General features: G+C 39.8%; 22 protein-coding genes. 14 read left to right on the top strand and 8 right to left on the bottom strand.

All coding sequences use genetic code 11. The features are described 5' to 3' along the window. Positions 1-12: 12 nt before the first annotated feature. Complete coding sequence (locus A6M13_RS13920; protein ID WP_066547691.1) at positions 13-1,941, bottom strand: elongation factor G; 1,929 nt, start codon at positions 1,939-1,941, stop codon at positions 13-15. Between the two features lie 334 nt (positions 1,942-2,275). Between A6M13_RS13920 and A6M13_RS13915 the strand changes: the two genes are divergently transcribed. The 5 genes from A6M13_RS13915 (at position 2,276) to A6M13_RS13895 (ending at position 7,393) form a co-directional block, all read left to right on the top strand. Next, on the top strand, positions 2,276-3,505 hold the full coding sequence (locus A6M13_RS13915) for a saccharopine dehydrogenase family protein (protein WP_066547689.1): 1,230 nt from the start codon (positions 2,276-2,278) through the stop codon (positions 3,503-3,505). A 35-nt stretch (positions 3,506-3,540) separates the two neighbouring features. Further along, the gene (nspC, locus tag A6M13_RS13910; RefSeq protein WP_066548257.1) at positions 3,541-4,698 is read left to right on the top strand and encodes a carboxynorspermidine decarboxylase; all 1,158 of its coding nucleotides are present in this window, start codon (positions 3,541-3,543) and stop codon (positions 4,696-4,698) included. Between the two features lie 118 nt (positions 4,699-4,816). After that, positions 4,817-5,404, top strand: coding sequence for a hypothetical protein (locus A6M13_RS13905; protein ID WP_066547688.1), 588 nt, complete (start codon positions 4,817-4,819; stop codon positions 5,402-5,404). A gap of 71 nt (positions 5,405-5,475) precedes the next feature. Then, on the top strand, positions 5,476-6,621 hold the full coding sequence (locus A6M13_RS13900; protein ID WP_066547686.1) for a hypothetical protein: 1,146 nt from the start codon (positions 5,476-5,478) through the stop codon (positions 6,619-6,621). Between the two features lie 178 nt (positions 6,622-6,799). Then, positions 6,800-7,393, top strand: coding sequence for an NADPH-dependent FMN reductase (locus A6M13_RS13895; protein ID WP_066547683.1), 594 nt, complete (start codon positions 6,800-6,802; stop codon positions 7,391-7,393). A 566-nt stretch (positions 7,394-7,959) separates the two neighbouring features. Here A6M13_RS13895 and A6M13_RS13890 read toward each other — a convergent pair. Then, positions 7,960-8,511 (bottom strand): hypothetical protein, encoded by a 552-nt coding sequence (locus A6M13_RS13890; RefSeq protein WP_066547680.1) that lies wholly within the window; start codon positions 8,509-8,511, stop codon positions 7,960-7,962. Positions 8,512-8,574: 63 nt separating this feature from the next. Continuing rightward, entirely contained in the window at positions 8,575-9,372 is a 798-nt protein-coding gene (locus tag A6M13_RS13885) for a TIGR00266 family protein (protein WP_066547669.1), read from the bottom strand. 127 nt (positions 9,373-9,499) lie between these two features. On the opposite strand from A6M13_RS13885, the gene A6M13_RS13880 reads away from it, so the two are divergent. Together A6M13_RS13880 and A6M13_RS13875 are read left to right on the top strand one after the other, a co-directional pair. Further along, positions 9,500-10,063, top strand: a complete 564-nt coding sequence (locus A6M13_RS13880; protein WP_066547667.1) for an NUDIX hydrolase — start codon at positions 9,500-9,502, stop codon at positions 10,061-10,063. A gap of 65 nt (positions 10,064-10,128) precedes the next feature. Further along, a complete protein-coding gene (locus A6M13_RS13875; RefSeq protein ID WP_066547665.1) occupies positions 10,129-10,743 on the top strand; it encodes a DedA family protein in 615 nt (204 codons plus the stop codon). Between the two features lie 291 nt (positions 10,744-11,034). Here A6M13_RS13875 and msrA read toward each other — a convergent pair whose 3' ends face one another. Beyond that, positions 11,035-11,556 (bottom strand): peptide-methionine (S)-S-oxide reductase MsrA, encoded by a 522-nt coding sequence (gene msrA, locus A6M13_RS13870; protein ID WP_066547663.1) that lies wholly within the window; start codon positions 11,554-11,556, stop codon positions 11,035-11,037. A gap of 191 nt (positions 11,557-11,747) precedes the next feature. Here msrA and A6M13_RS13865 point away from each other — a divergent pair, with 191 nt between their 5' ends. Continuing rightward, positions 11,748-12,758: an LCP family protein gene (locus A6M13_RS13865; RefSeq protein ID WP_342669478.1), complete on the top strand. Its 1,011-nt coding sequence runs from the start codon at positions 11,748-11,750 to the stop codon at positions 12,756-12,758. 63 nt (positions 12,759-12,821) lie between these two features. Beyond that, positions 12,822-14,039, top strand: coding sequence for an AI-2E family transporter (locus A6M13_RS13860; RefSeq protein ID WP_066547661.1), 1,218 nt, complete (start codon positions 12,822-12,824; stop codon positions 14,037-14,039). 133 nt (positions 14,040-14,172) lie between these two features. Here A6M13_RS13860 and A6M13_RS13855 read toward each other — a convergent pair whose 3' ends face one another. Further along, positions 14,173-14,970, bottom strand: a complete 798-nt coding sequence (locus A6M13_RS13855) for an enoyl-CoA hydratase/isomerase family protein (RefSeq protein WP_066547658.1) — start codon at positions 14,968-14,970, stop codon at positions 14,173-14,175. A 235-nt stretch (positions 14,971-15,205) separates the two neighbouring features. Between A6M13_RS13855 and A6M13_RS13850 the strand changes: the two genes are divergently transcribed. From A6M13_RS13850 to A6M13_RS13835, 4 genes are all read left to right on the top strand, one after another. Next, positions 15,206-16,114, top strand: coding sequence for a tyrosine-type recombinase/integrase (locus A6M13_RS13850; RefSeq protein WP_066547656.1), 909 nt, complete (start codon positions 15,206-15,208; stop codon positions 16,112-16,114). 49 nt (positions 16,115-16,163) lie between these two features. Further along, positions 16,164-16,349, top strand: coding sequence for a DUF4236 domain-containing protein (locus A6M13_RS13845; protein ID WP_066547653.1), 186 nt, complete (start codon positions 16,164-16,166; stop codon positions 16,347-16,349). Positions 16,350-16,411: 62 nt separating this feature from the next. Next, positions 16,412-17,401, top strand: coding sequence for an LLM class flavin-dependent oxidoreductase (locus A6M13_RS13840; RefSeq protein ID WP_066547650.1), 990 nt, complete (start codon positions 16,412-16,414; stop codon positions 17,399-17,401). Between the two features lie 168 nt (positions 17,402-17,569). Further along, positions 17,570-18,043, top strand: a complete 474-nt coding sequence (locus A6M13_RS13835) for a hypothetical protein (protein WP_066547647.1) — start codon at positions 17,570-17,572, stop codon at positions 18,041-18,043. Between the two features lie 520 nt (positions 18,044-18,563). On the opposite strand, the gene A6M13_RS13830 is transcribed toward A6M13_RS13835, so the two are convergent. From A6M13_RS13830 to A6M13_RS13820, 3 genes are read right to left on the bottom strand one after another with little or no spacing between them, the layout of a single operon-like run. Beyond that, positions 18,564-19,007 carry a DMT family transporter gene (locus tag A6M13_RS13830; protein WP_066547644.1) on the bottom strand — a complete coding sequence of 148 codons (444 nt, stop codon included), beginning with the start codon at positions 19,005-19,007 and terminating at the stop codon, positions 18,564-18,566. 3 nt (positions 19,008-19,010) lie between these two features. After that, the gene (locus A6M13_RS13825; RefSeq protein WP_083998374.1) at positions 19,011-19,670 is read right to left on the bottom strand and encodes a Crp/Fnr family transcriptional regulator; all 660 of its coding nucleotides are present in this window, start codon (positions 19,668-19,670) and stop codon (positions 19,011-19,013) included. A 17-nt stretch (positions 19,671-19,687) separates the two neighbouring features. Next, complete coding sequence (locus tag A6M13_RS13820) at positions 19,688-20,113, bottom strand: DMT family transporter (protein ID WP_066547640.1); 426 nt, start codon at positions 20,111-20,113, stop codon at positions 19,688-19,690. Between the two features lie 248 nt (positions 20,114-20,361). Here A6M13_RS13820 and A6M13_RS13815 point away from each other — a divergent pair, with 248 nt between their 5' ends. Then, a complete protein-coding gene (locus tag A6M13_RS13815; RefSeq protein WP_066547638.1) occupies positions 20,362-21,174 on the top strand; it encodes an undecaprenyl-diphosphate phosphatase in 813 nt (270 codons plus the stop codon). Positions 21,175-21,310 lie beyond the last annotated feature (136 nt).

Raw genomic sequence — 21,310 nt, 5'->3', positions numbered from 1 at the left:
GTATACGCAAAATTAGCGACGTTGCACGGTTTTCTTTTCACAATGCATCATGTCAGCCGCTTCGTGCCAAGGGACGGTATAACCTTTTCCTTTTGCGCAAAAAATAGATGATGAGCTATAATCCGGGTCTGCATCTTTCCGGTAACCGCTGCGCTCAATCACGTCAGCGGTATTGTGACACGTATCATAGCCATCAAATTGTAATGAAATTGCTCCTTTGCCGTTTGTGTAAGCCGCAAATGTAATCGGGTATTGCATAAATGTTGCGACAGGCACACGTCCAGTTAGGAGGGCGTGTGTTTCTGTTAAGATAGGTGCATCAAATGTGCCATGCGCTTGTTGAATATCACTCATCATACGTCCAAGATGGTCGATATCAGCGCGAAGGCGGAAGCGGTAAAATGGCTCCAGTAATACATTGTCCACTTGTTCAAGTGCTTGGCGAAGTGCACGAATGGTTGCTTCACGGAAATCGCCACCATCTGTATGCTGATGATGAGCAGCGCCTGTTAGTAGCGTAATATGCATATCGGTTAGCGGAGCGCCTGTTAATAAGCCGTGATGTTCGCGCTCAAAAATATGCTGTTCAATTAAGCGCATATGCCCGACAGATAAATGATCGGCGTGGCATTGATTGCTAAATGTAATACCTGTCCCGCGCGGATTTGGTTCGATATGAAGATGGACTTCTGCGTAATGTTTAAGTGGCTCGAAATGTCCGTAACCGTAAGCAAACGTCGCACATGTTTCTTGATATAAAATGGTCGGGTCACCGAATGTCACATCGAGCTGGTAACGCTCTTGTAAAATATGCGTCAATACTTCAAGCTGAATCACACCCATCACATGTAATTGAATTTCTTGATGGCGCTCTTGCCAAAAGACACGTAATGTCGGTTCTTCGGCTTCAAGCTGGCGCAACATTTTTAAAATTTCTTTTATGTGTAGCGAACTCTTCACATGACACGTTGCTTGTAATGTTGGGACGAGAGTAAAATCACGCTTCGCTTGTCCGTTAATCATGTCACCAACAATCGCAGTAGGTAAGCCTTTCATCGCAAAAATTTCGCCACATGCAACCTGTTGTACACTTTCAAAGCGTGTACCGTTATAAAGACGAAGTTCTGTAATTTTGTAAGACTCACCGTTCACGGTAACATCATCACGCACATGCAATATGCCACTCCGAGCTTTCGCAAACGTCAGGCGCTGGTCGTGTTCATGGCGAATTTTAAAGACATCTGCCGTAAACGGACCTTCAGTTGTAGCAGTTGGCTGAATGAAGCGGTGAATGCATGCTAAAACGTCCGTAACACCTTCTCCGCGCAAAGCCGCACCGGTAATAATCGGGATAAGTTGCTGCTGTTTGATCAGTGTCGTCGCTACATTTGTAACAAGATCATCGTTCACTGTACCTTCTAAAAAGGCATCGAGCATTTGTTCATCGCGCTCAGCAACTGCGTCAATAAAATTATGGTGATACAGCACAGCATCCTCGCATAATAACTGCTGAATTTGTGTCACAACCGCTTCAATATTAGCGCCTTCACGGTCTGTTTTATTGAGAAAAATTACAGTCGGTACGCGATGTTGTCGAAGCAATTGCCACACCGTTTCAGTATGGCCTTGTACACCTTCTACTGCACTAATAATGACGACTGCTACGTCCATTACCCGTACAGAACGTTCCATCTCAGGTGAAAAGTCGACATGTCCAGGCGTATCAATTAAGTGATATGTGCGGTCATTGTACGTAAAGCGTCCTTGCTCTGCGAAAATCGTAATGCCACGCGCACGTTCAAGTGCGTGGTTATCTAAAAATGTATCTTGATGGTCGACCCGTCCACGTGCTTTAATCGCGGCTGTTTCATAAAGTAGCTGTTCTGAAAAGGTTGTTTTGCCTGCGTCTACATGGGCTAACACACCGATTGTTGTTATCATGGCCATTCCTCATTTCTTCTGTTGCCTATAGCAGTATTGTACGCAAAAAGTGTGGGGTTGCACAATTTCTTAGCAGACTTACAGAGAAGCCATTTATTGAAAGGCTTTATCATTTTAATAGAAGGAATAACATTTTTGAATATTGCATCTTATAGGGAATTATCTCGTAAATTCATTAAATTTTTCGTTTACGTCTATTATTCTTACAATTTAGAAAGGAAAGACAAAAATTTAGTAAATGTAATTGTAAACTTTAAGTTTATTGATTATAATCAAAACTGTTGTCGATAAGACATTCATATAATATTTATAGAGTTTCTAGGAGGAATGGTAATTGGGTAAAGCATTGATTATCGGCGCTGGCGGAGTAGCGAGCGTTGTCGTACACAAGTGTGTTCAAAATTCAGAGGTATTTGAAGAAATTATGATTGCAAGTCGCACAAAGTCTAAGTGTGACGCTCTGAAAGAAAAATTAGACGGTGGTAAAACAATTATCCACACAGCACAAGTAGATGCTGATAACACAGACGAATTAATCGAGCTAATCAACTCATTCAATCCGGATGTAGTCATTAACGTGGCACTTCCTTATCAAGATTTAACAATTATGGACGCATGTTTAGCGACGAAGACTCACTATGTAGATACAGCAAACTACGAGCCTTTAGATACAGCTAAATTTGAATATAAATGGCAATGGGCTTACAAAGAGCGCTTTGAAGAAGCTGGTATTACAGCACTTTTAGGCTCTGGCTTTGACCCAGGTGTTACAGGGGTATTCTCTGCACACGCATTAAAACACGAATTCGATGAAATTCACTACATCGATATCGTTGATGCAAACGGTGGGGACCATGGTTTACCATTCGCAACAAACTTCAACCCAGAAATCAACATTCGCGAAATTACAGCGAACGGTCGCTTTTGGAAAGAAGGCGAGTGGGTTGAAACGGCACCACTTGAGCACAAAATGGTATATAACTTACCAGAAATCGGCGAAAAAGATTGCTACCTTCTATACCATGAAGAATTAGAATCTTTAGCGAAAAATATTACAGGCTTAAAGCAAATCCGCTTCTGGATGACGTTTGGTGAGAAATATTTAACACACTTAAACGTATTAGAAAATGTTGGGATGACATCAATCGAGCCAATCGAGTTCCAAGGGCAAATGATTCAACCAATCCAATTTTTAAAAGCCGTTTTACCAGACCCAGCAACACTTGGACCATTAACAAAAGGTAAAACAAATATCGGTATTATCGCACGTGGTATTAAAGATGGCAAAGAAAAAACATACTATGTATATAATGTATGTGACCACCAAGAGTGTTACCGTGAAGTTGGCTCACAAGCAATTTCATACACAACAGGTGTACCAGCAATGATTGGTGCAATGCTTGTGATGAATGGCGAGTGGCAAAAGCCAGGTGTTTGGAACGTAGAAGACTTCAATCCAGACCCATTCATGGACGCATTAAACAAATGGGGGCTGCCATGGCAAGAGTCTCATAACCCAGATTTAGTAGACCTTGACTTCACGAACCCGAAGGAACAAGCATAATGAGCGGCGTAAAAGACGCGCGCATCACAAAAGCAATGCAAGAGGCGCAAGCGCAAACTGGTATTGACTGGACAACGGCTCCGTCTCCTGCATTCGTTGTAGATGAACGCTTACTAAAACGTAACTGGGAAATTTTAAAATCTGTACAAGATCGTACAGGATGCGATATTTTGCTTGCGTTAAAAGGTTTCTCAATGTGGTCAACATTCCCGATGGCACGTGATTATTTAGCAGGTATTACATCGTCATCTTTATTTGAAGCACGTCTTGGTTATGAAGAGTTCGGCAAGGAAGTACATGCATATGCACCAGCGTATGCAGCGCATGAAATTGACGAATATTTAACATATGTAGACCATATTGTTTTCAACTCATTTGATCAATTACGTCAATATAAAGAAAAAGTACAAAACCATGAGAAGAACATTTCAATCGGTTTACGTGTAAATCCAGGTTATTCTGAAGTGGAAACACCAATTTATGACCCATGTTATATTAATTCACGCTTAGGAATTTCATTTGAATCATTTGAGCCACAAAGTTTAGACGGTGTAGAAGGTATTCACTTCCACGCAATGTGTGAGCAAGGCGCGGATGTATTAGAGCGTATTTTAGTACACTTTGAAGAAAAGTACGGCAAGTATTTACACCAAATGAAGTGGGTAAACTTTGGTGGCGGTCACCATATTACACGTGAAGATTATGATGTAGAGCTATTAGTGAAGCTGATTACACGCATTCAAGATACGTATGATGTGAAAGTGATTTTAGAGCCAGGTGAAGCATGCGCACTAAACACAGGTTACTTAGTTGCAACGGTACTCGATACGATTAAAAATGGTATGGATTTAGCTATCGTTGATTCATCAGCGACATGCCATATGCCAGATACGTTAGAAATGCCGTATCGTCCACATATTATCGGTTCTGGTAAAGCGGGCGAAAAAGCATACACATATCGCTTAGGCGGTATGACATGTTTAGCGGGCGATATTATTGGTGATTATTCATTTGATGAGCCGTTAAAAGCTGGCGACCGTTTAGTGTTTACCGATATGGCACACTATACAATGGTAAAAACACATATGTTTAACGGTGTGAACTTACCAAGTATTTGTTTATTTAATGAAGAAGAAGGCGTAAAAACGGTTCGTACATTCCAATACGAAGATTACCGTAACCGCTTATCATAAAAAGGAGGATTTGCCTGAGTAATTGGGCAAATCCTTTTTTTGTGGGGCGACATGCTTTAAGAATAGGCGCAATGTTCGGTATAATGGTAAGAACGAATGTATAAAGGAGTTAAAACGAATGACAAAAGCATTAGTCGCAATTGGTGCTGCAACGGTAAATGTATTAACAACATGGCTTGCTGAACAATCATCACCACCGTTACCGATTGTTTGGATTGGTTCACATGCGCAAGATTTTATGAGTGAGAAAGTGCGCGCATATATTGGCAAGATTCAGTATGAAACTACAAACCATGTCGTTGGTGAGTACGGAGAGCTGATTTATTTACAGCGCGGGCAAACATTTTTAGCGGACGATGAGCGTGTCACACAAGACCGTATTTGTTTACAGCAAGCACTCTCAAAATTCGATGATGTCTACATTTTATCGAACTTAGGAGGCGGTACGACATCGCATGTAACACCTTATGTCGCAAATATTATTGTCGAAAAAGACCCGCTAATGCAAGTGATTTTAACGATGCCCGCAAAACTAGAGCCTCGTAGTCGCCATGAAAAAGCACAGCAAGCATTTACGGTGCTACAGCAAACATGTCCGATTTTACATGTTGTTACAAATAGTGGTGAGCGTGAACAATCACTCGTTGAAACGTTTGCGAAGCGGGATATACTGCTTGCGCAATTATTAAATAAATTATTATGTTAGAAATGGAGAAGCTATTGGGTATAACACAAATAGCTTCTTTTTTATAAATTTCGTTAAAAGGGGGAGGCATGATGAAATCGCAACGACAACGCATGATCATAGTAGCTTTATTTACATGTTTACTTGTCATTGTCGCCAACGCGGAACATTTATTCCAAAAAGTCGCGACGAGCTATTATACGATGAATGCCGACTTCATAGCGTACCCTGACGATAAGATGACCATTTTTGCGCGTGAAGATTATGCGGATGTAGCGGCTCAGCTCATTACATTACGTGAGCAAGTTCAACAACAAACACAAACATTATTGCCAGTTGAAGAGGAGCACGAGCTTACGGTTCTGTTACTCGATGAACGAGATGAGCGATATGCCCAATATTTACAGCACAATACAATCGGTATTTATTTTCCGGCGTTAAATACGATGATGATTGACAGTACGAATAAGAAAACAGTGACGCATACATTTGTACATGAATATGCGCATTATTTAGTCGACCAACAATTAGAGCCCCTCATTATTGATGAAGAGGCACTGCCAGATTGGTTTCATGAAGGGGTCGCAAATTATATCGAATTTCGTATTTTAAATGCACTTCCGTTTACATTTAGCCGTTTTGAAGCATTGCCGTATGCCGATTTATGGCATCAAACATATGAAAATGCCCATTCGATTTATCACCAGGGGTTTTATACGATAGCGCGATTAGTACACGAACATGGAGATACGATTATTGGTGATATTATGCGAGAGACAAATGAAACACGAGTATTTCAACGTGGTTTTGCCTATGCGACAAATGCCAATTTACAACGTTTTCATGAGCAATTTATATATAAGCAGGAAGTTGTCGATACATTGTTTTCAACGGTGCGCACAAAACCTGAACAAGCGCAGCAATATTTAACTGTGCAGCAGCAAAAAAACAATTTATTAAATCAATACAGCGATGATTATTTATTTGCGCAAATTGCGCTTGCTGTCAAAGCGCATGATGATGCGAAAATAAACACGTTGCTACAAGACTACGCGTATTTATTAGATAGACCTAGCATTTATTTACGATTAGCGGAGCTGTTAATTTGGTACGATGAATCGCTGGCACAAACATTATTAGCAGAAGGAAAAGAAGTAAGTGATATGACAGAGCGACCATCGTATGAAGCGCAAATGACGACATTGCTAGAACAAAAACATCATCATGTTCTTCCATGACGAAAAGCATGAAGTGAATCGACGTATGATTTGCTTCATGTTTTTTTATATGCACGAATAAATTTTTAGTGAAAGTAGTTGACACGAGAAAATACGCATGATATATTTATCTCGAATTAAAAATAAACAACTTCAAGATATAAGGATTTGAAGTGAATTATAAAGGTGGTACAAGCATATGAGCTTTTTCCATAAATTATTTGGTAAATCACAGGCACAGGAGGAAATAACAATGACAGAAACGTTAAATATCGGTATTATTATTGGTTCGACTCGTGAAGGACGTGTTTCTCCGCAAGTAGCACAATGGGTAAAAGAAATTGGCGACAAGCGCGGTGACGCGAATTATACAATTATTGATATTGCAGATTATAAATTACCATTACTAGGTGAAGCCGAAGCACCAGGCGCAGCAGAATGGTCAAAAGCTGTCGCAGCACAAGATGGTTTCGTATTTATCGCACAAGAATACAACCACTCCATTACGGGCGCATTAAAAAACGCATTAGATTATTTACGTGAAGAGTGGAACAATAAAGCGGCAGGTATTGTATCGTACGGTTCAGTTGGAGGCGCACGTGCAACGGAACATTTACGTGGCATTTTAGGCGAGCTTCTTGTAGCAGATGTGCGTGTACATCCAGCGCTATCATTATTTACAGATTTCGAAAACGGCTCAAATTTTGCGCCAAAAGATGTGCAAGTAGATTCGGTAAACCAAATGTTAGACCAAGTCATTCCATGGTCAACAGCATTAAAAACAATTCGTTAAATATATCTTGATTTATAGCCTTCGACAATATTTTGTGGAAGGCTTTTTCTATGGTGCAAAGGCATACGTCGTTAAATGAAAATAGTTGTATGTGTGGATGAAATATTGTACATTTGGCTAGAGAAAAATATGAGGTGATAGCTATGAATGTACAACCATCTATGCCACTATTTTGCACGACTGTGAACGATATTCAACAGCAGCTTCAGCCATTACAACCATTTAAGGCAAGGGTTTTTACAAGGCATTGCATGTACACATGAAGATGGCTATATGGCTGTTGTGAATGCAGGGGATGCTTGTGCATTAAGTTTAGCTGGTATTGAAGATAGCTACACATGGATGCCTAGCGTATGAAAAAGCTTGAGATATATGTAAAAAAGGCTGGGACCGAAACCTATCTCCGATGAAAATGAGTGTATTAATATCGTAAAAATTTGCGGGGGCGTGCCGACACAAGCCGCGACTTCAACACCAAAAACAGAAAAATATCCTTCAGCAGTTTTCGTTGCTGAAGGATATTTTTTTGTCCCAGGCTCTTTCTTTTACACTACGTCCGACATGCGTTATTTAATGACGCGTTCTTCGCTATAAACAATATCGTGTTGGCGTGCTGTTGTGTAAATGAAGTTAGAAGCCTCATCAAATTGCCGATTATTTTCAATAAGGACGCTTGAGCCATCTTTAAACGTAAATACATAATCTTCCGTTAGTTGTATGTCATCATATTGTAGCGTAATCGCTGCCATATCCGTCCATTTATACGAATGTTCAGTGAAAACATCTTTTATATACATACGCTCCTCATCAAATGTCGTAATGCTTAAAAATGACATGTACATGAGTGCAACAGCAGCAATGCCGAGTACCACTGCACTACTATATGTTGCAATATGACGCGCAAAACCTAAAATGAAAAGTAATACCACAATACAGCCAAGCCCTGCTGCGAACAGTACATAATTTTTAAAAGGAACGTACCAATAAACAACATCTAAGCTGTGATATTTTGTTTCGCTATATGTAAGGGGTACAAATAGTGCGAGTATGAGTGAAACGAGTGCGACTGCAAGCGCGGCAATCCAGAAGCGCCCGCGTATCGATAATGTTCTTTGCATAAAAATCCCTCCCGTTAGTATATACGGAAGAGATAGCAATAAGTTTCGGAATGTTGTGGGAATTTAACGGTTAAATATATCAAATAAGCCGCCAATGCCGCCTTCATCAGAGCCACGACCGCCGCCACCTTGTGACACAGGTGCTGCTGCAAATACACGACTTGCTAATCGACTAAATGGCAATGATTGAATCCATACTGTTCCAGGACCCCGAAGCGTAGCAAAGAAAATGCCCTCGCCGCCAAATAAAGCCGTTTTAATGCCCCCAACTGCTTGAATATCGTAGTCCACATCGGCGGTCATCGCCACTAAACAGCCTGTGTCGACGCGTAAACGCTCGCCTGGTGCTAATTGACGTGAGGAGATTGTGCCGCCTGCATGTACAAAAGCCATGCCGTCACCTTCAAGCTTTTGCATAATAAAGCCTTCACCACCGAAGAAGCCTGCCCCCAGTTTACGCTGGAAAGCAATGCCAACTTCAACGCCTTTAGCAGCAGCTAAAAATGCATCTTTTTGACAAATGATTTTGCCGTTTAATTCACTTAAATCCATTGGAATGATTTCGCCAGGGTACGGTGAAGCGAAGTAGACATGTCTTTTTTGTGTGCCTTCATTTGTGAATGTTGTCATAAATAAGCTTTCTCCAGTAATGACGCGTTTTCCTGCGCCGATAAGACGATTCATCAAACTGCCACCGCTAGACTTGGAGCCATCACCAAAAATTGTTTCCATTTGAATATCATCTTCCATCATCATAAGAGCGCCTGCTTCTGCAATAACAGTTTCGTTCGGGTCAAGCTCGACTTCCACAAATTGCATGTTTTCGCCATAAATTGTGTAATCAATTTCGTGGTTATTCACGATATAGCCTCCTTTAATTCCCGTATTATCGTTATCATAACGGAAATATAGTACGATGAATAGTGATAACATAAATTGCCTTTTTCAATGCTTTCTCTTAAGCTAGGATAGGATAGGAGTGGACAATATGACAGTAAAGCAAATGATCACAAATTATGTCGCAACAAATGAACAAGAACAACAAGATAAAGTACAAATACTCGCTTGCCTTGATACATTCGACGATGTGCTAACACGCAAAAATACGATTGCGCATTTTACATGCTCAGGTCTTGTGTTTAATGCTGCACGTACACATGTATTAATGGTACATCATAATATTTATGATTCATGGGGATGGACAGGCGGTCACGCAGACGGAGAAGCGGACTTTTTAGCGGTTGCACAACGAGAAGTATTGGAAGAAACCGGTGTAGAAGCTACGCCCATTATCAAAGACATCTTATCACTGGATGTGTTGAATGTATTAGGACACGTAAAAAATGGGGAATTTGTATCCGCGCATCTCCATTTAAATGTGACCTACGTATTTGAAGCGGACGAACAAGCAGCATTAACGGTTAAGGAAGATGAGAATAGTGGTGTTGCATGGATTGCTATTGAAGACATTCATCAAAAAGTGAATGAGGCACATATGAAGCCGATTTATGATAAAATTGTAAATCGTGTGAAAAACGGCAACCATTTATAAATGATTGGCGTTAACGTTAACAGGACAAAGAAAAAGTTATCGTATGAGGAAGTGAGCTGAACTTTATGGAACAATGGATTGAGCAGCTAATGAGCGATTGGGGCTATATTGGAGTTGCCTTTTTAATTGCTTTGGAAAATTTATTTCCGCCAATCCCTTCAGAATTTATTTTAACCTTTGGTGGCTTTATGACAACACGTACATCAATGACAATAGTCGGTGTCATTATTGCATCGACAATCGGGTCTGTCTTTGGTGCGATTTGTTTATATATGGTCGGAAAATTAGTGCGTTTATCGGTACTTAAACGCTTTTTATCGGGACGTATGGGATTAATTTTACGTTTGAAGCCGTCTGATGTCGATAAGGCAATGGTTTGGTTTCAAAAGCATGGCTTACTGACAGTGTTTTTCTGTCGTTTCGTGCCGGTGATTCGTAGTTTAATTTCAATTCCAGCAGGGGTAGCGCGCATGAATATGACACTATTTTTAGTGTATACAACGCTCGGTTCACTGATTTGGAATACGGTGTTAATTTGCTTAGGTGCATGGGCTGGCGACAACTGGGAAAGTATTTTAGCGACATTTGATTCGGTGAAATATTATATCTTTATTCCAGTCGCAATCATCGTCGTATACTACGGCTATAAGTTTGTACAATCACGTAAACATATGGATTAATGGCTGTACATAGTGTGCATAATGTAACAAGTTTAAGACAAAATAACATGTCTGGACAAAAACCTTCTTTAAATGGAACAAAGCCGTGGCGAGCATGACATTCGCTACGGCTTTGTTGTTGTATGTATCACCGAGTCGGCTCCGTTATGTGGCGTAGCACCAAAAGCAAAGAAATATCTTTCAGCTGTTGTTATTGCTGAAGGATATTTCTTTTTGTCCCAAGCTCGTTTGTCCGCTGTTTCTCGAACTACTGTTGGCAGATATAAAAAATACGGATCTCTCGGCTTCTGTTTATGCCTTTGTCCAATGCTCATTAATAAACGTATCGCGACCTGATTTCTCGCGGTCTGCCTCATAACGTGCTCGTTCGCGTTTGTAGTAATCTTGGTGATAGTCTTCTGCGATATAAAATGTTTGTGCATCACGAATTGCTGTAACAATGGGCTTTTTAAAACGACCACTTGCTGCTAATACGTCACGAGATGCCAGTGCTTTTTGACGTTGCTCCTCTGAATGAACGAAAATAGCTGTCGCATATGACGCGCCGCGGTCATGGAATTGTCCGCCTGCGTCTGTTGGGTCAATTTGCATCCAATAAATTTCAAGCAATTGCTCATATGTAAAGACAGACGGGTCAAATGTAATTTGAACGACTTCTAAATGACCAGATTCGCCACCTTTTACATCTTCATACGTTGGGTTTTCTACATGACCACCCATATAACCAGATACGACTTTCTCAATACCATCCCACTGGTCAAATGGTTTTACCATGCACCAAAAGCAGCCACCTGCAAATGTTGCGTATTCCATTTTTTCAACACCTCTTTTATGTAAACTGTGCTTTATTCTAACATGCTTTAAAACGTGATGCCAATGGAAACAATTTAGACAAAAGGATGTTCAATATAATGGAAGAAGGGTATAATACACCAAGTATATAATGAAGGGAACTATTTCAATTGCGACAGCGTCCTTAACGGTAATGAGTAGGAGGATTTTATATGGAGGAAATGTCGCGCGTGAAGCGCAAACATAACGCAAGTGCAGCGAAGCAGCGTCCTACAAAGACGCCGCCAAAAAAAGCACCACAACAAAAAAAGAAAAAGAAGTTCCGGTTACGCCGTATTTTTTGGCTACTAATGTTTATCATGGTATTAATCGGAGGGTATTCGTACTATCAATATCAAAAGGGAATCGATTTAGCAACAGCGGATAAAGAATTATCGGAAGAAGATATTGCCTTTATGGGAGATTCGGTTAGTTCTAAAACGGAGAACTTTCTATTAATAGGTGTAGATAGTCGAGGAGAAGCACAATCGCGTTCAGATTCGATGATGGTGTTAAGTTGGGATAAAGAACATAACACATTACGTACTATTTCATTTATGCGTGATATTTATGCCGATATTCCGGGGTATGAACGACAAAAGCTTAACGCAGCGTATTATCATGGCGGTGTACAATTATTAAAAGAAACCTTAAATGATATGTTTGATTTACCGATTCACCATTATGCGATGATTGATTTTGTGTCATTTGAGAAGATGATTGATATTATTGCGCCAGATGGTGTCACGATTGATGTTGAAAAAGATATGTACGAAAAAATATATGTACAACTTTATGAAGGTGTTCATGATTTAAACGGGCAAGAATTACTTGGCTATGCGCGCTTCCGTGCCGATGCAGAAGGTGATTTTGGCCGTGTACGTCGTCAGCAACAAGTTATTAGTGCGTTAAAAGAACAATTGTTGTCAACAACGACGTTAATGCAAGCGCCAAAACTAATCGGTGCGATGCAAGGCTATATAAATACGGATGTCGATACAGCGGGTCAAATCGCTTATTTAGCGAAGCTATTATCAGGCGGCGCCCTTGAAGTAGAAGGTATGACCGTACCTGTACAAGGAACATACAGCGATTATCGTGATTATAAATACGGCCTTGTATTAGATATTGATGTCGAACAAAATACACAAGCAATTCATGATTTTATTGGAACGTCGGATTAATGGCGTTCCTCTTTTTATACGTGTTAGACTAGAGGTAAGTGGAAGTAGAAAGGTGTGGATGGCATGAATTTACATAACCAAGATGAAAAACCACCGCGCAAACGCGAAAAAGAAAGTTTCTTTGACACGAAATTTATTCGCTTTTTAGGCGGCAAAAATATGATTTTTATTACAATCTTATTATTATTAATTGGTAGTACAATCTTTGTATTTGATAAAATATCGTTTGTTTTCCATCCATTGGCAGTGCTATTTGAAGTCGTTGTATTACCAGGCGTATTAGGCGTTATTTTGTACTATTTATTACGCCCGATTTTACGTATTTTAATGAAGTGGCGCATTCCAAAAGGCTGGGGTATTTTACTCATTTTTATCGGGGCAATTGGTGCATTAACATTGCTGATTGTACTGGTGTTTCCATTCTTACGTGACCAATTTACAGAACTTGTACAAGAATTTCCGAATTATGTGAGCAGTGTTATTAATAATACGGTACAGTGGATTAATAATTCGCGTTTCGATGATTTCTTTGCACGTTTTAACATTGATTACATGCAAATTGCACAAGATTTATCAAATGACTTAATTACCACGGTAAAAGATACGTTATCGACGTTTGCACAAAGCATCGCAAGTGGTTTAACGAGTTTCGTATCGGCATTAACGGGATTTGTTTTATCACTAGTGATTGTGCCATTTATTCTATTTTATTTACTGTGGGAAGGGGAGAAATTACCGAAGTTTGTTTTACGAATTTTCCCACCACGTGCACGTGAAGAAGTACATGCTATCATGTCAGACATGGACAAACAAATTAGCTCATATATCCAAGGACAGATTTTAGTGTCGATTTGTATTGGAATTATGATTACGATTGGTTTTTTAATTATCGGTATGCCGTATGCATTATTACTTGGCTTCCTAGCGATGATTACGTCGGTTGTGCCATATTTAGGGCCGGTGATTGCGATTACACCAGCTGTCATTTTAGCTATTGTGTCATCACCGTTTATGTTAATTAAATTAGCGGTTGTGTGGACAATTGTACAGTTAGTTGAAGGGAAATTTATTTCACCACAAATTATGGGGAAATCATTATCGATTCACCCAATTACGATTATATTTGTGTTGTTAACAGCAGGCTCGTTATTCGGTGTGCCAGGTGTCATTTTAGGGATTCCAGGATATGCGTTATTGAAAGTGCTTGTGACACATATTTTCAAAGCATTTAAACGTCGTTATAACCGATTTGAAGACATGGACCATTATAAATACGATTAATGGAAAATTGCCGAAATAAAGAGATTTATTTGCGCCTTCATTAAATATACGATATGCTTATTTATGAAACACGCATATTGTTTAGAAAAACCCCCGCTACATGACCAACGTGTAGCGGGGGTTTTTTCCTGTTTTATCGTTGACGTGGTGCAAAGTTCGGTTGACGTTTTTCAACGAATGCACGAACGCCTTCTGCAAAATCTGTTTGGTCAACAAATGGAGTAGAGCCTTCCCAAATAGCAGGAACAGAGTCCACACATTCTTTCACGGAGTTTTTCACCGCAAGAAGAGAAGCGGGGCTCATACCTGCTACTAATTTCCCCATGCGAATCGAGAAGCGTGTTAAATCTTTTTCAGCGACTAAATAGTTCAGCATGCCAGCTTTAAATGCTTCTTCCGCTTTATACATACGGCCAGTAAAAACAAAATCCTTTGTTGCAGACGGCCCGACTAAATCGACAAGACGTTTTGCGAATTTATTGTTTAACGTAATGCCTAATTTGCCAACTGGAATACCCATTTTCGCTTTTTCTGACCCGATACGAATATCACAAGCAAGCGCGAGTTCTAAACCTGCGCCCATCGCTGGCCCGTTAATAACGCCAATTGTGGGGATTGGTAAGTTTTCAATTGTTGAAATCGTGCGCTCCATATGAATGAATGCTTCTTCCGCTTTTTCAAGTGAAATCGAATTGAACTCTTTAATATCAGAGCCTGCTGTGAAGTTTTCGCCTGAGCCACGAATGAGTAATACTTTATTTTTCGGGTTATCTAGAACGCGTAACGCGACTTTCGCTAACTGGTCCCACATATTTGCTGTTAATGCGTTTTTTAATTGCGGGCGATGAATGGTAATAATGGCTAGACCAGCTGTTTCTTGATAAATAAGCTTTGCATCTTCTGCTTCGAGACGCATTGTTTTTACTTGCATCGTGCCAACTCCCTTATCTAAATATAACTATTATTATAGTACAGAAGTATTTGGAATGGCTGAAAAAGCCTGAATTTTTTCAAAAAATGAAGAAAGCGCTTTAAAAACACGTATAGTACATGAAAATAAGCGACAATTGGGTAGATACATGCAGGAAATGAGCAAACAAATATGTAGTGATTATCCGACTATGTTTGTTATACTACACATAGATAAATGTGATAGGAGGATGTGTATGCAAACGATTCAGCAAGCATGGGATATTTATATTTTACATATTGCGAAAATGGGCAGAGCGCCGCTAACCATTAAGCAATATAAAATTGATGGGAAGCAATTTATTCGTTTTTGTTGGGACGCAAACGAAGAATATTTACAAGACGAAACAATTGGCACTTTAGTCGAAGCATATCGGGAGCATTTGCAGGAGCGATATACAAATACGCAAAGTATTAATCGTAAATTTGCATCTCTGCGCTCTTTTTTACAGTATTGCCATTTTCGTGAGTGGCTACGCGTTGTACCAGAGCAATATGTAAAGCCGTTGCCGCGAATTGAAAAGCATGTCGATGTGTTAACGGATAAAGAACGTGAACAAGCTGTAAACGTTTGGCTACATGCGTATCAAACGATTGACGAAAAAGCACATCGCTGGATGGCATTGCGTAATTTTTGCATTACGCGTTTAGTGGCAGAGCTAGCGTTAAAACCGTACGAAGTGGTAAAAATGAAATGGTCGCATATTGACGAAGCAAAAGGAACGGTGCGAATTTTTGGCTCGCGCAGTCATCGAGATTTGGAATTATCGACATCCATGCAAAGTTGGCTTATGTTTTACGAGAAGCAAACGCATGAGCTTTTTCCAGCGCTACTCGAGGCGGAGCATATGTGGTTAGGGCTAAGCAATAAAGCAGGGGAGCCGATTACGGTGAAAACGATTGAACGTATTATGCTACATATTTCAAAAGTAGTTGATAAAAAAATCACATGCACCAATTTACGTTACTCGGCAATGCGTGATGAATTAATTGAGCAAGACCGCCAGCGTGTGAAACAAATTTATGAAAAGTATGGCTATGTGCAGCATTCTGTGATGGAGGAACGAAGAAAACGGATTTTTAATTTGCGCCAGCGCTCAAACTAGCATAACGTAAATGGATTTCGGTACAATAGATGAAAAGGAGGGCGAGTAAATGGCGTTTCGTTTTTCAACATCTAAAAAAATTTTACCAGGTGTATCGGTAAATGTGTCGACGAGTGGTCCGAGTGTATCGATTGGTCCAAAATACGCAAAGCTTAACATTTCAAAGCGTGGTGTCCGCGCAACAATATCGATTCCAAAAACGGGTATTTCAATCTCTAAAAAAATTGGTAAATAACATATGTCAGATCGTCTAGTAATAAAGGCGATCTTTTTTGTCTAATGAAAGGGAGCGATTCGATGTCATTACAACAAACAGCTTTTTCTGTCTTAGATTTAGTACCGATTCGTGAAGGAGAAAGCGCAAAAGAAGCGATTGCGCAAAGCGGGCGACTTGCACAGCATGTAGAGCAGCTCGGCTATACACGTTATTGGCTAGCAGAGCATCACAATAGTGTGACGCTTGCGAGCTCTGCAACATCTATATTAATCGGTTATATTGCTTCACAAACGAAGCACATACGTGTTGGCGCGGGCGGTATTATGTTACCGAATCATGCACCACTCGTTGTAGCCGAGCAATTTGGTACATTAGATGCGATGTATCCACAGCGTATCGATTTAGGTATCGGGCGTGCACCAGGAACGGACCCGTTTACAGCACGCGCATTGCGACGAGGCGCAGCTGCGGAACCATTAGACGTATTACTAGATGAGCTAGAAGGTTATTTCGCCCCAACTGCGAGTGATGGCGTCCGTGCAACACCAGGAGAATACGCAAATATTCCACGATTTATGCTTGGTTCAAGTACGTACAGTGCACATGTGGCAGCACAACGCGGAATGCCGTATGCGTTTGCCAGTCACTTTGCACCAGATGCTTTTGAGGAACCTTTAGCCATTTATCGACAACAATTCAAACCATCAGCGCAATGCGATAAGCCTTACGTAGCAGCGGGTGTTAATGTGATTGTTGCTGATACTGAAGAGGAAGCGGCGTACTTAGCTACGACCTTTTATCAGTTTTTCTTAACGATTGTGCGACGTTCGCATCAAAAAATACAGCCACCTGTGTCATCGATGGAGCAAATTTGGACATCATTTGAAAAGGACGCTGTATTACGTGATAGACGCTTTACATTTATCGGTACAAAAGACAGTGTAAAGGAGCAACTAGAAGCGTTTGTGGCCATTCATCAAGTCGATGAATTGTTGATAGTGACCTATATTTACGATGAATATTTGAAACAGCGCTCGTATACCTATATTGCGGAATTAATGCGCACATAATATGTCGGAATATTTTCACAAATCTATGTATCAAAGCGATAATCATTTTGTATAATAGAGCTAATAATATGCAAGCTTTATATATTATTTCTACATCACGAGTACACATCTAATGTGCGGAGAATAAACGCATATTTTCAGTCATTCAATTTGAAGGAGGACACTACGATGTCAAAAGGATTAGAATTTTATCAAGAGTTAGTCGATTTTATTGTGCATGAAAATGATGGTACATTAAAAGGTACGAAGAAAAAGTTCGGTGTATCGAAAAAAGAAGCGACAGAAATTTTAGTGCAGCAAGGTTATAGCGTTGACGAAAACGGCAAATGGTCTGCGGAACAAGCAGCAAACATTGACGGTTTTTCAAATGCAGAAATCGAACTGTTACGCGAGTTAATTTCAGATGTGCAACAGCAAAAGGAAGCGGCAGTATTTGTGCCAAAGCACGAGGCAGGTTCACTCCCAGCGTTATTGCAAGGCGTGTCTGATGAGGGGGCTGCGAAAGTACGCCGAACATTTACAGTAGATGAAGATGTGATGCATGCGTTTGATGCATTTTGTGAGCAAAATGACTATACGAAAAGTCATGTTATTACCGTTGCATTAAAGCAATTATTACAAACGTATCAAGAGCAAGTATAAAAAAATAGTGTAGGCGCTAGCGTTAAATAGACTAAACTAATAAGAGGATATTATGTTCAATATATGAGCATATATTCTCTTTTCTTAAACAATTTTAGTAAGATGGCTTCCTCGCTTACAGTTGTGACCGTTTTTTAATAGAAAAATGAAGTGTGAAAAGGTTCCAAAGCGAAGTTGAACGGTCTTCTAATTGGTAGATACATTTAACAGCTAGGGGATGTCATATTTAGTAACCTTTTTTTATTAACATAAAAATTGGATGCGTTGTTGTGAAACGAAGAGTGGACTTCTAACGGAGCAATACGAGCGAGAGACTACAGAGGAACAGCTACTTTGTCTCCGTACCGAAAGAATTGCCTGCGAAACACGTCCGCTCTTTGGCGTAGCACCAAAAGCAAAAAATATCCTTCAGCAGTTGTCGTTGCTGAAGGATATTTCCTTTTGTCCCAATTTCTTTGTATTGTCTCAAGCTCTTTAATTTTTCTGCCTTTTTTCATTTGGGTCTGGATACATATGACGCTTACGCTGTTTTCTTTTTCATATTAAAAATGGTAATGCCAACAATCATCAGTAAAAGACCGGCGATATGATTCCACCCAATGTCCATTTTCGGTAATGCTAAAAAGCCCGTCATATCAAAAAACATCGACGCAGTTAATTGCGCAATAACGCCAATAACAATCGTTTTCGTCGGTCCAATTTTTTTCATCGCTGTCATCGTACAGAAAATAACCCCGATGCCGACTAATCCAAATAGCCAATAAGCAGGTTTCATACCACTTACATCAAAAATCGCTGTGCCATCGATGACAAGTCCCATAATAAGCGCAGCTAAACTGCCTGTTGCTAAAATAAATGCGGTTGCTGCCCAACTGCTGACGTGCATATTCACATGTCGGTTGAAAATCCCTTGTACACCGACAAATACACCGGCACAAACGGCAAATAAAAGTCCTATAATCAAGCGTTATCGCTCCTCGTAAATATTATATTTTGCTAAGTGTAATAATTGTTCGCGGTTTAAAATGCGAATCGTGCGCTGTGCCCGTTCAATATATCCGGCATCACTTAATTGACCAATAATACGGTTTAAATGTCGGTAACTTGTCCCAATCATTTGTGCGACATCTTTTAAGTCGTGAATGGGTACATTTGGTTCTTCATGCGTCATCGCCAATAAATAACTTGCAAAGCGTACGTCCACACTGTGCAAAAAGTTAAAATGCAGTGCATTGGCATTATCATAAAATTTACGGGTTAATGTTTTTAGCATAAACGTCATAAACGGTAAATGTTGCATACCGTACTGCTCAACAAGTGTTAACGGTAATTTTAAATAGTAGCCATCTGTTACAGCTTCAACCGTATTTAAATACGGTCGACGTTCAATAAATTCAATATCGCTAATGACTGTGAACGGTGTCGTAAATGTTAAAATCAATGAACGTCCATCTTGAGAAGTCGTATATACTTTTGAACGTCCCTCTACTAAAAAGTAAATAGCATGCGGCATTTCACCTTGTGTAATAATACGTTCACCTTTTTCGAACGCTTCAAGCGTCATCGCATGTAATAAAACGTCTGGTAAAACATTGGCAAGTTGAAATTTTTGAATATACTGTTGCAAAATAGCATGCCTCCTGTTTAAAGCGTAATGAGTAATGCGCCGATAATCATAATGGTTAAACCAAGTAATTGCTGTCGAGCAATTGGCTGCTTGGGCATTTGGAATAAGCCGAGTGTTTCGATTAAAATGACCGTTGCTAATTGTGCAAGTAACATTGCTGCATTTGTCATGGATGCGCCGACATATGTCACAGCAAATACGCTCGATGCGACAACAATTGCACCGAATGACCCGCCAAATAAATACAGAGGCTTTACTTGTTTTAAAGCATTAAACGAAGGTTCGCGTGCAATGAAATAGAGAAAAAGCGCGCCGAGTGCTGCGACAGCTTGCGTAATTACAGCCGTTGACCACGTACTCACAGCTGTGCCAATCGTCGCGTTAAAAACATTTTGGAGTGAGATGAAAAAGCCACTTAAAATGGCAAAAAGTATTCCTGGCATTATATCCTCTTTCTTGTTACGTAATCGTTTTGCTTTATTTAACCATGTTTTCCTCGCATTAAAAAGGACATATGTCCCGAAAAAACGCTTTCAGCAAAATTTTTTTAAAAAGATGTGTATTTATGGAATCTATAATTGCCAAATACATCATAAAATCATACAATAAAAAGAGTGCATTTTTGACGCAACTTTATCGTAAGCAAGTGCGTCGTACGTAGTTGAACAAGAAGAATAGGAGAACGATTAACGTGGAATTTGATATTTTATACACATTAAAGCTAATTATTATTGGCCTTGTGCAAGGGTTTACCGAACCAATTCCAGTTTCATCAAGTGGTCATGTGATGATTGCGAGTGAGATTTTGGGCGTGGGCGAGCAAGGGTTTACATTTGCCATTTTAACAAATACAGCATCATTATTAGCGATTTTATTTATTTATCGTAGTGATATTATGCGTTTAGTGACAGGGTTTTTAAAGTACATACAAACGCGCGAAATGCGTTATAAATCAGACTTTAATTTCGCTTTATGCGTCATTATTGCATCGATTCCAGCAGGTGTATTAGGCGTAGTATTAAGCGATGTCATCGCTGAATCGGTAAGTATGAATGTAATTGCTACAATGTTACTTGTAACAGGGGTAGCGCTTTGGTTAATTCGTAATTTAAAAGGTCGTAAAGGCGATAAAGATATTACGAAAAAAGATGCCATTTTAGTAGGTTTTGGTCAAGCGGTAGCTTTAACACCAGGGATTAGTCGTTCAGGAGCAACGGTTATTACAGCAATCGCAACCGGGATGCGTCAAGATACAGCATTACGCTTCTCATTTATGATGTATATTCCAGTAAGTTTTGGTGGCGTTGTACTTGGGTTAACAGACTTCTTAAACGAGCCAAATAAAGGTGATTTAGCGATTCCGTACATTGCCGCATTTATTGCGACATTACTGATGACATACTTTGCGATGCGTTGGTTTATGGGCATTATGCAAAAAGGAAAGCTACATTATTTTACGTATTATTGCTTCACAGTCGCTGCTTTATTATTTATTTTCTTCTAATAAATGAGCGGTTAAATAAAAGGGGAGTAGAAATAAAACTATTCTCGTAATTGAACAAAGCTCCAGCGAATATTACATTCGCCGGAGCTTTGTTTTATTTATTTGTATATCGTCAAAATCGTTTCGTTTTGGGTGA

The organism is Caryophanon tenue, from assembly GCF_001700315.1.
Classification (GTDB): domain Bacteria; phylum Bacillota; class Bacilli; order Bacillales_A; family Planococcaceae; genus Caryophanon; species Caryophanon tenue.
Note: the sequence above shows the minus strand (reverse complement) of the source record. Positions and strands in the feature narration are given on the sequence as shown.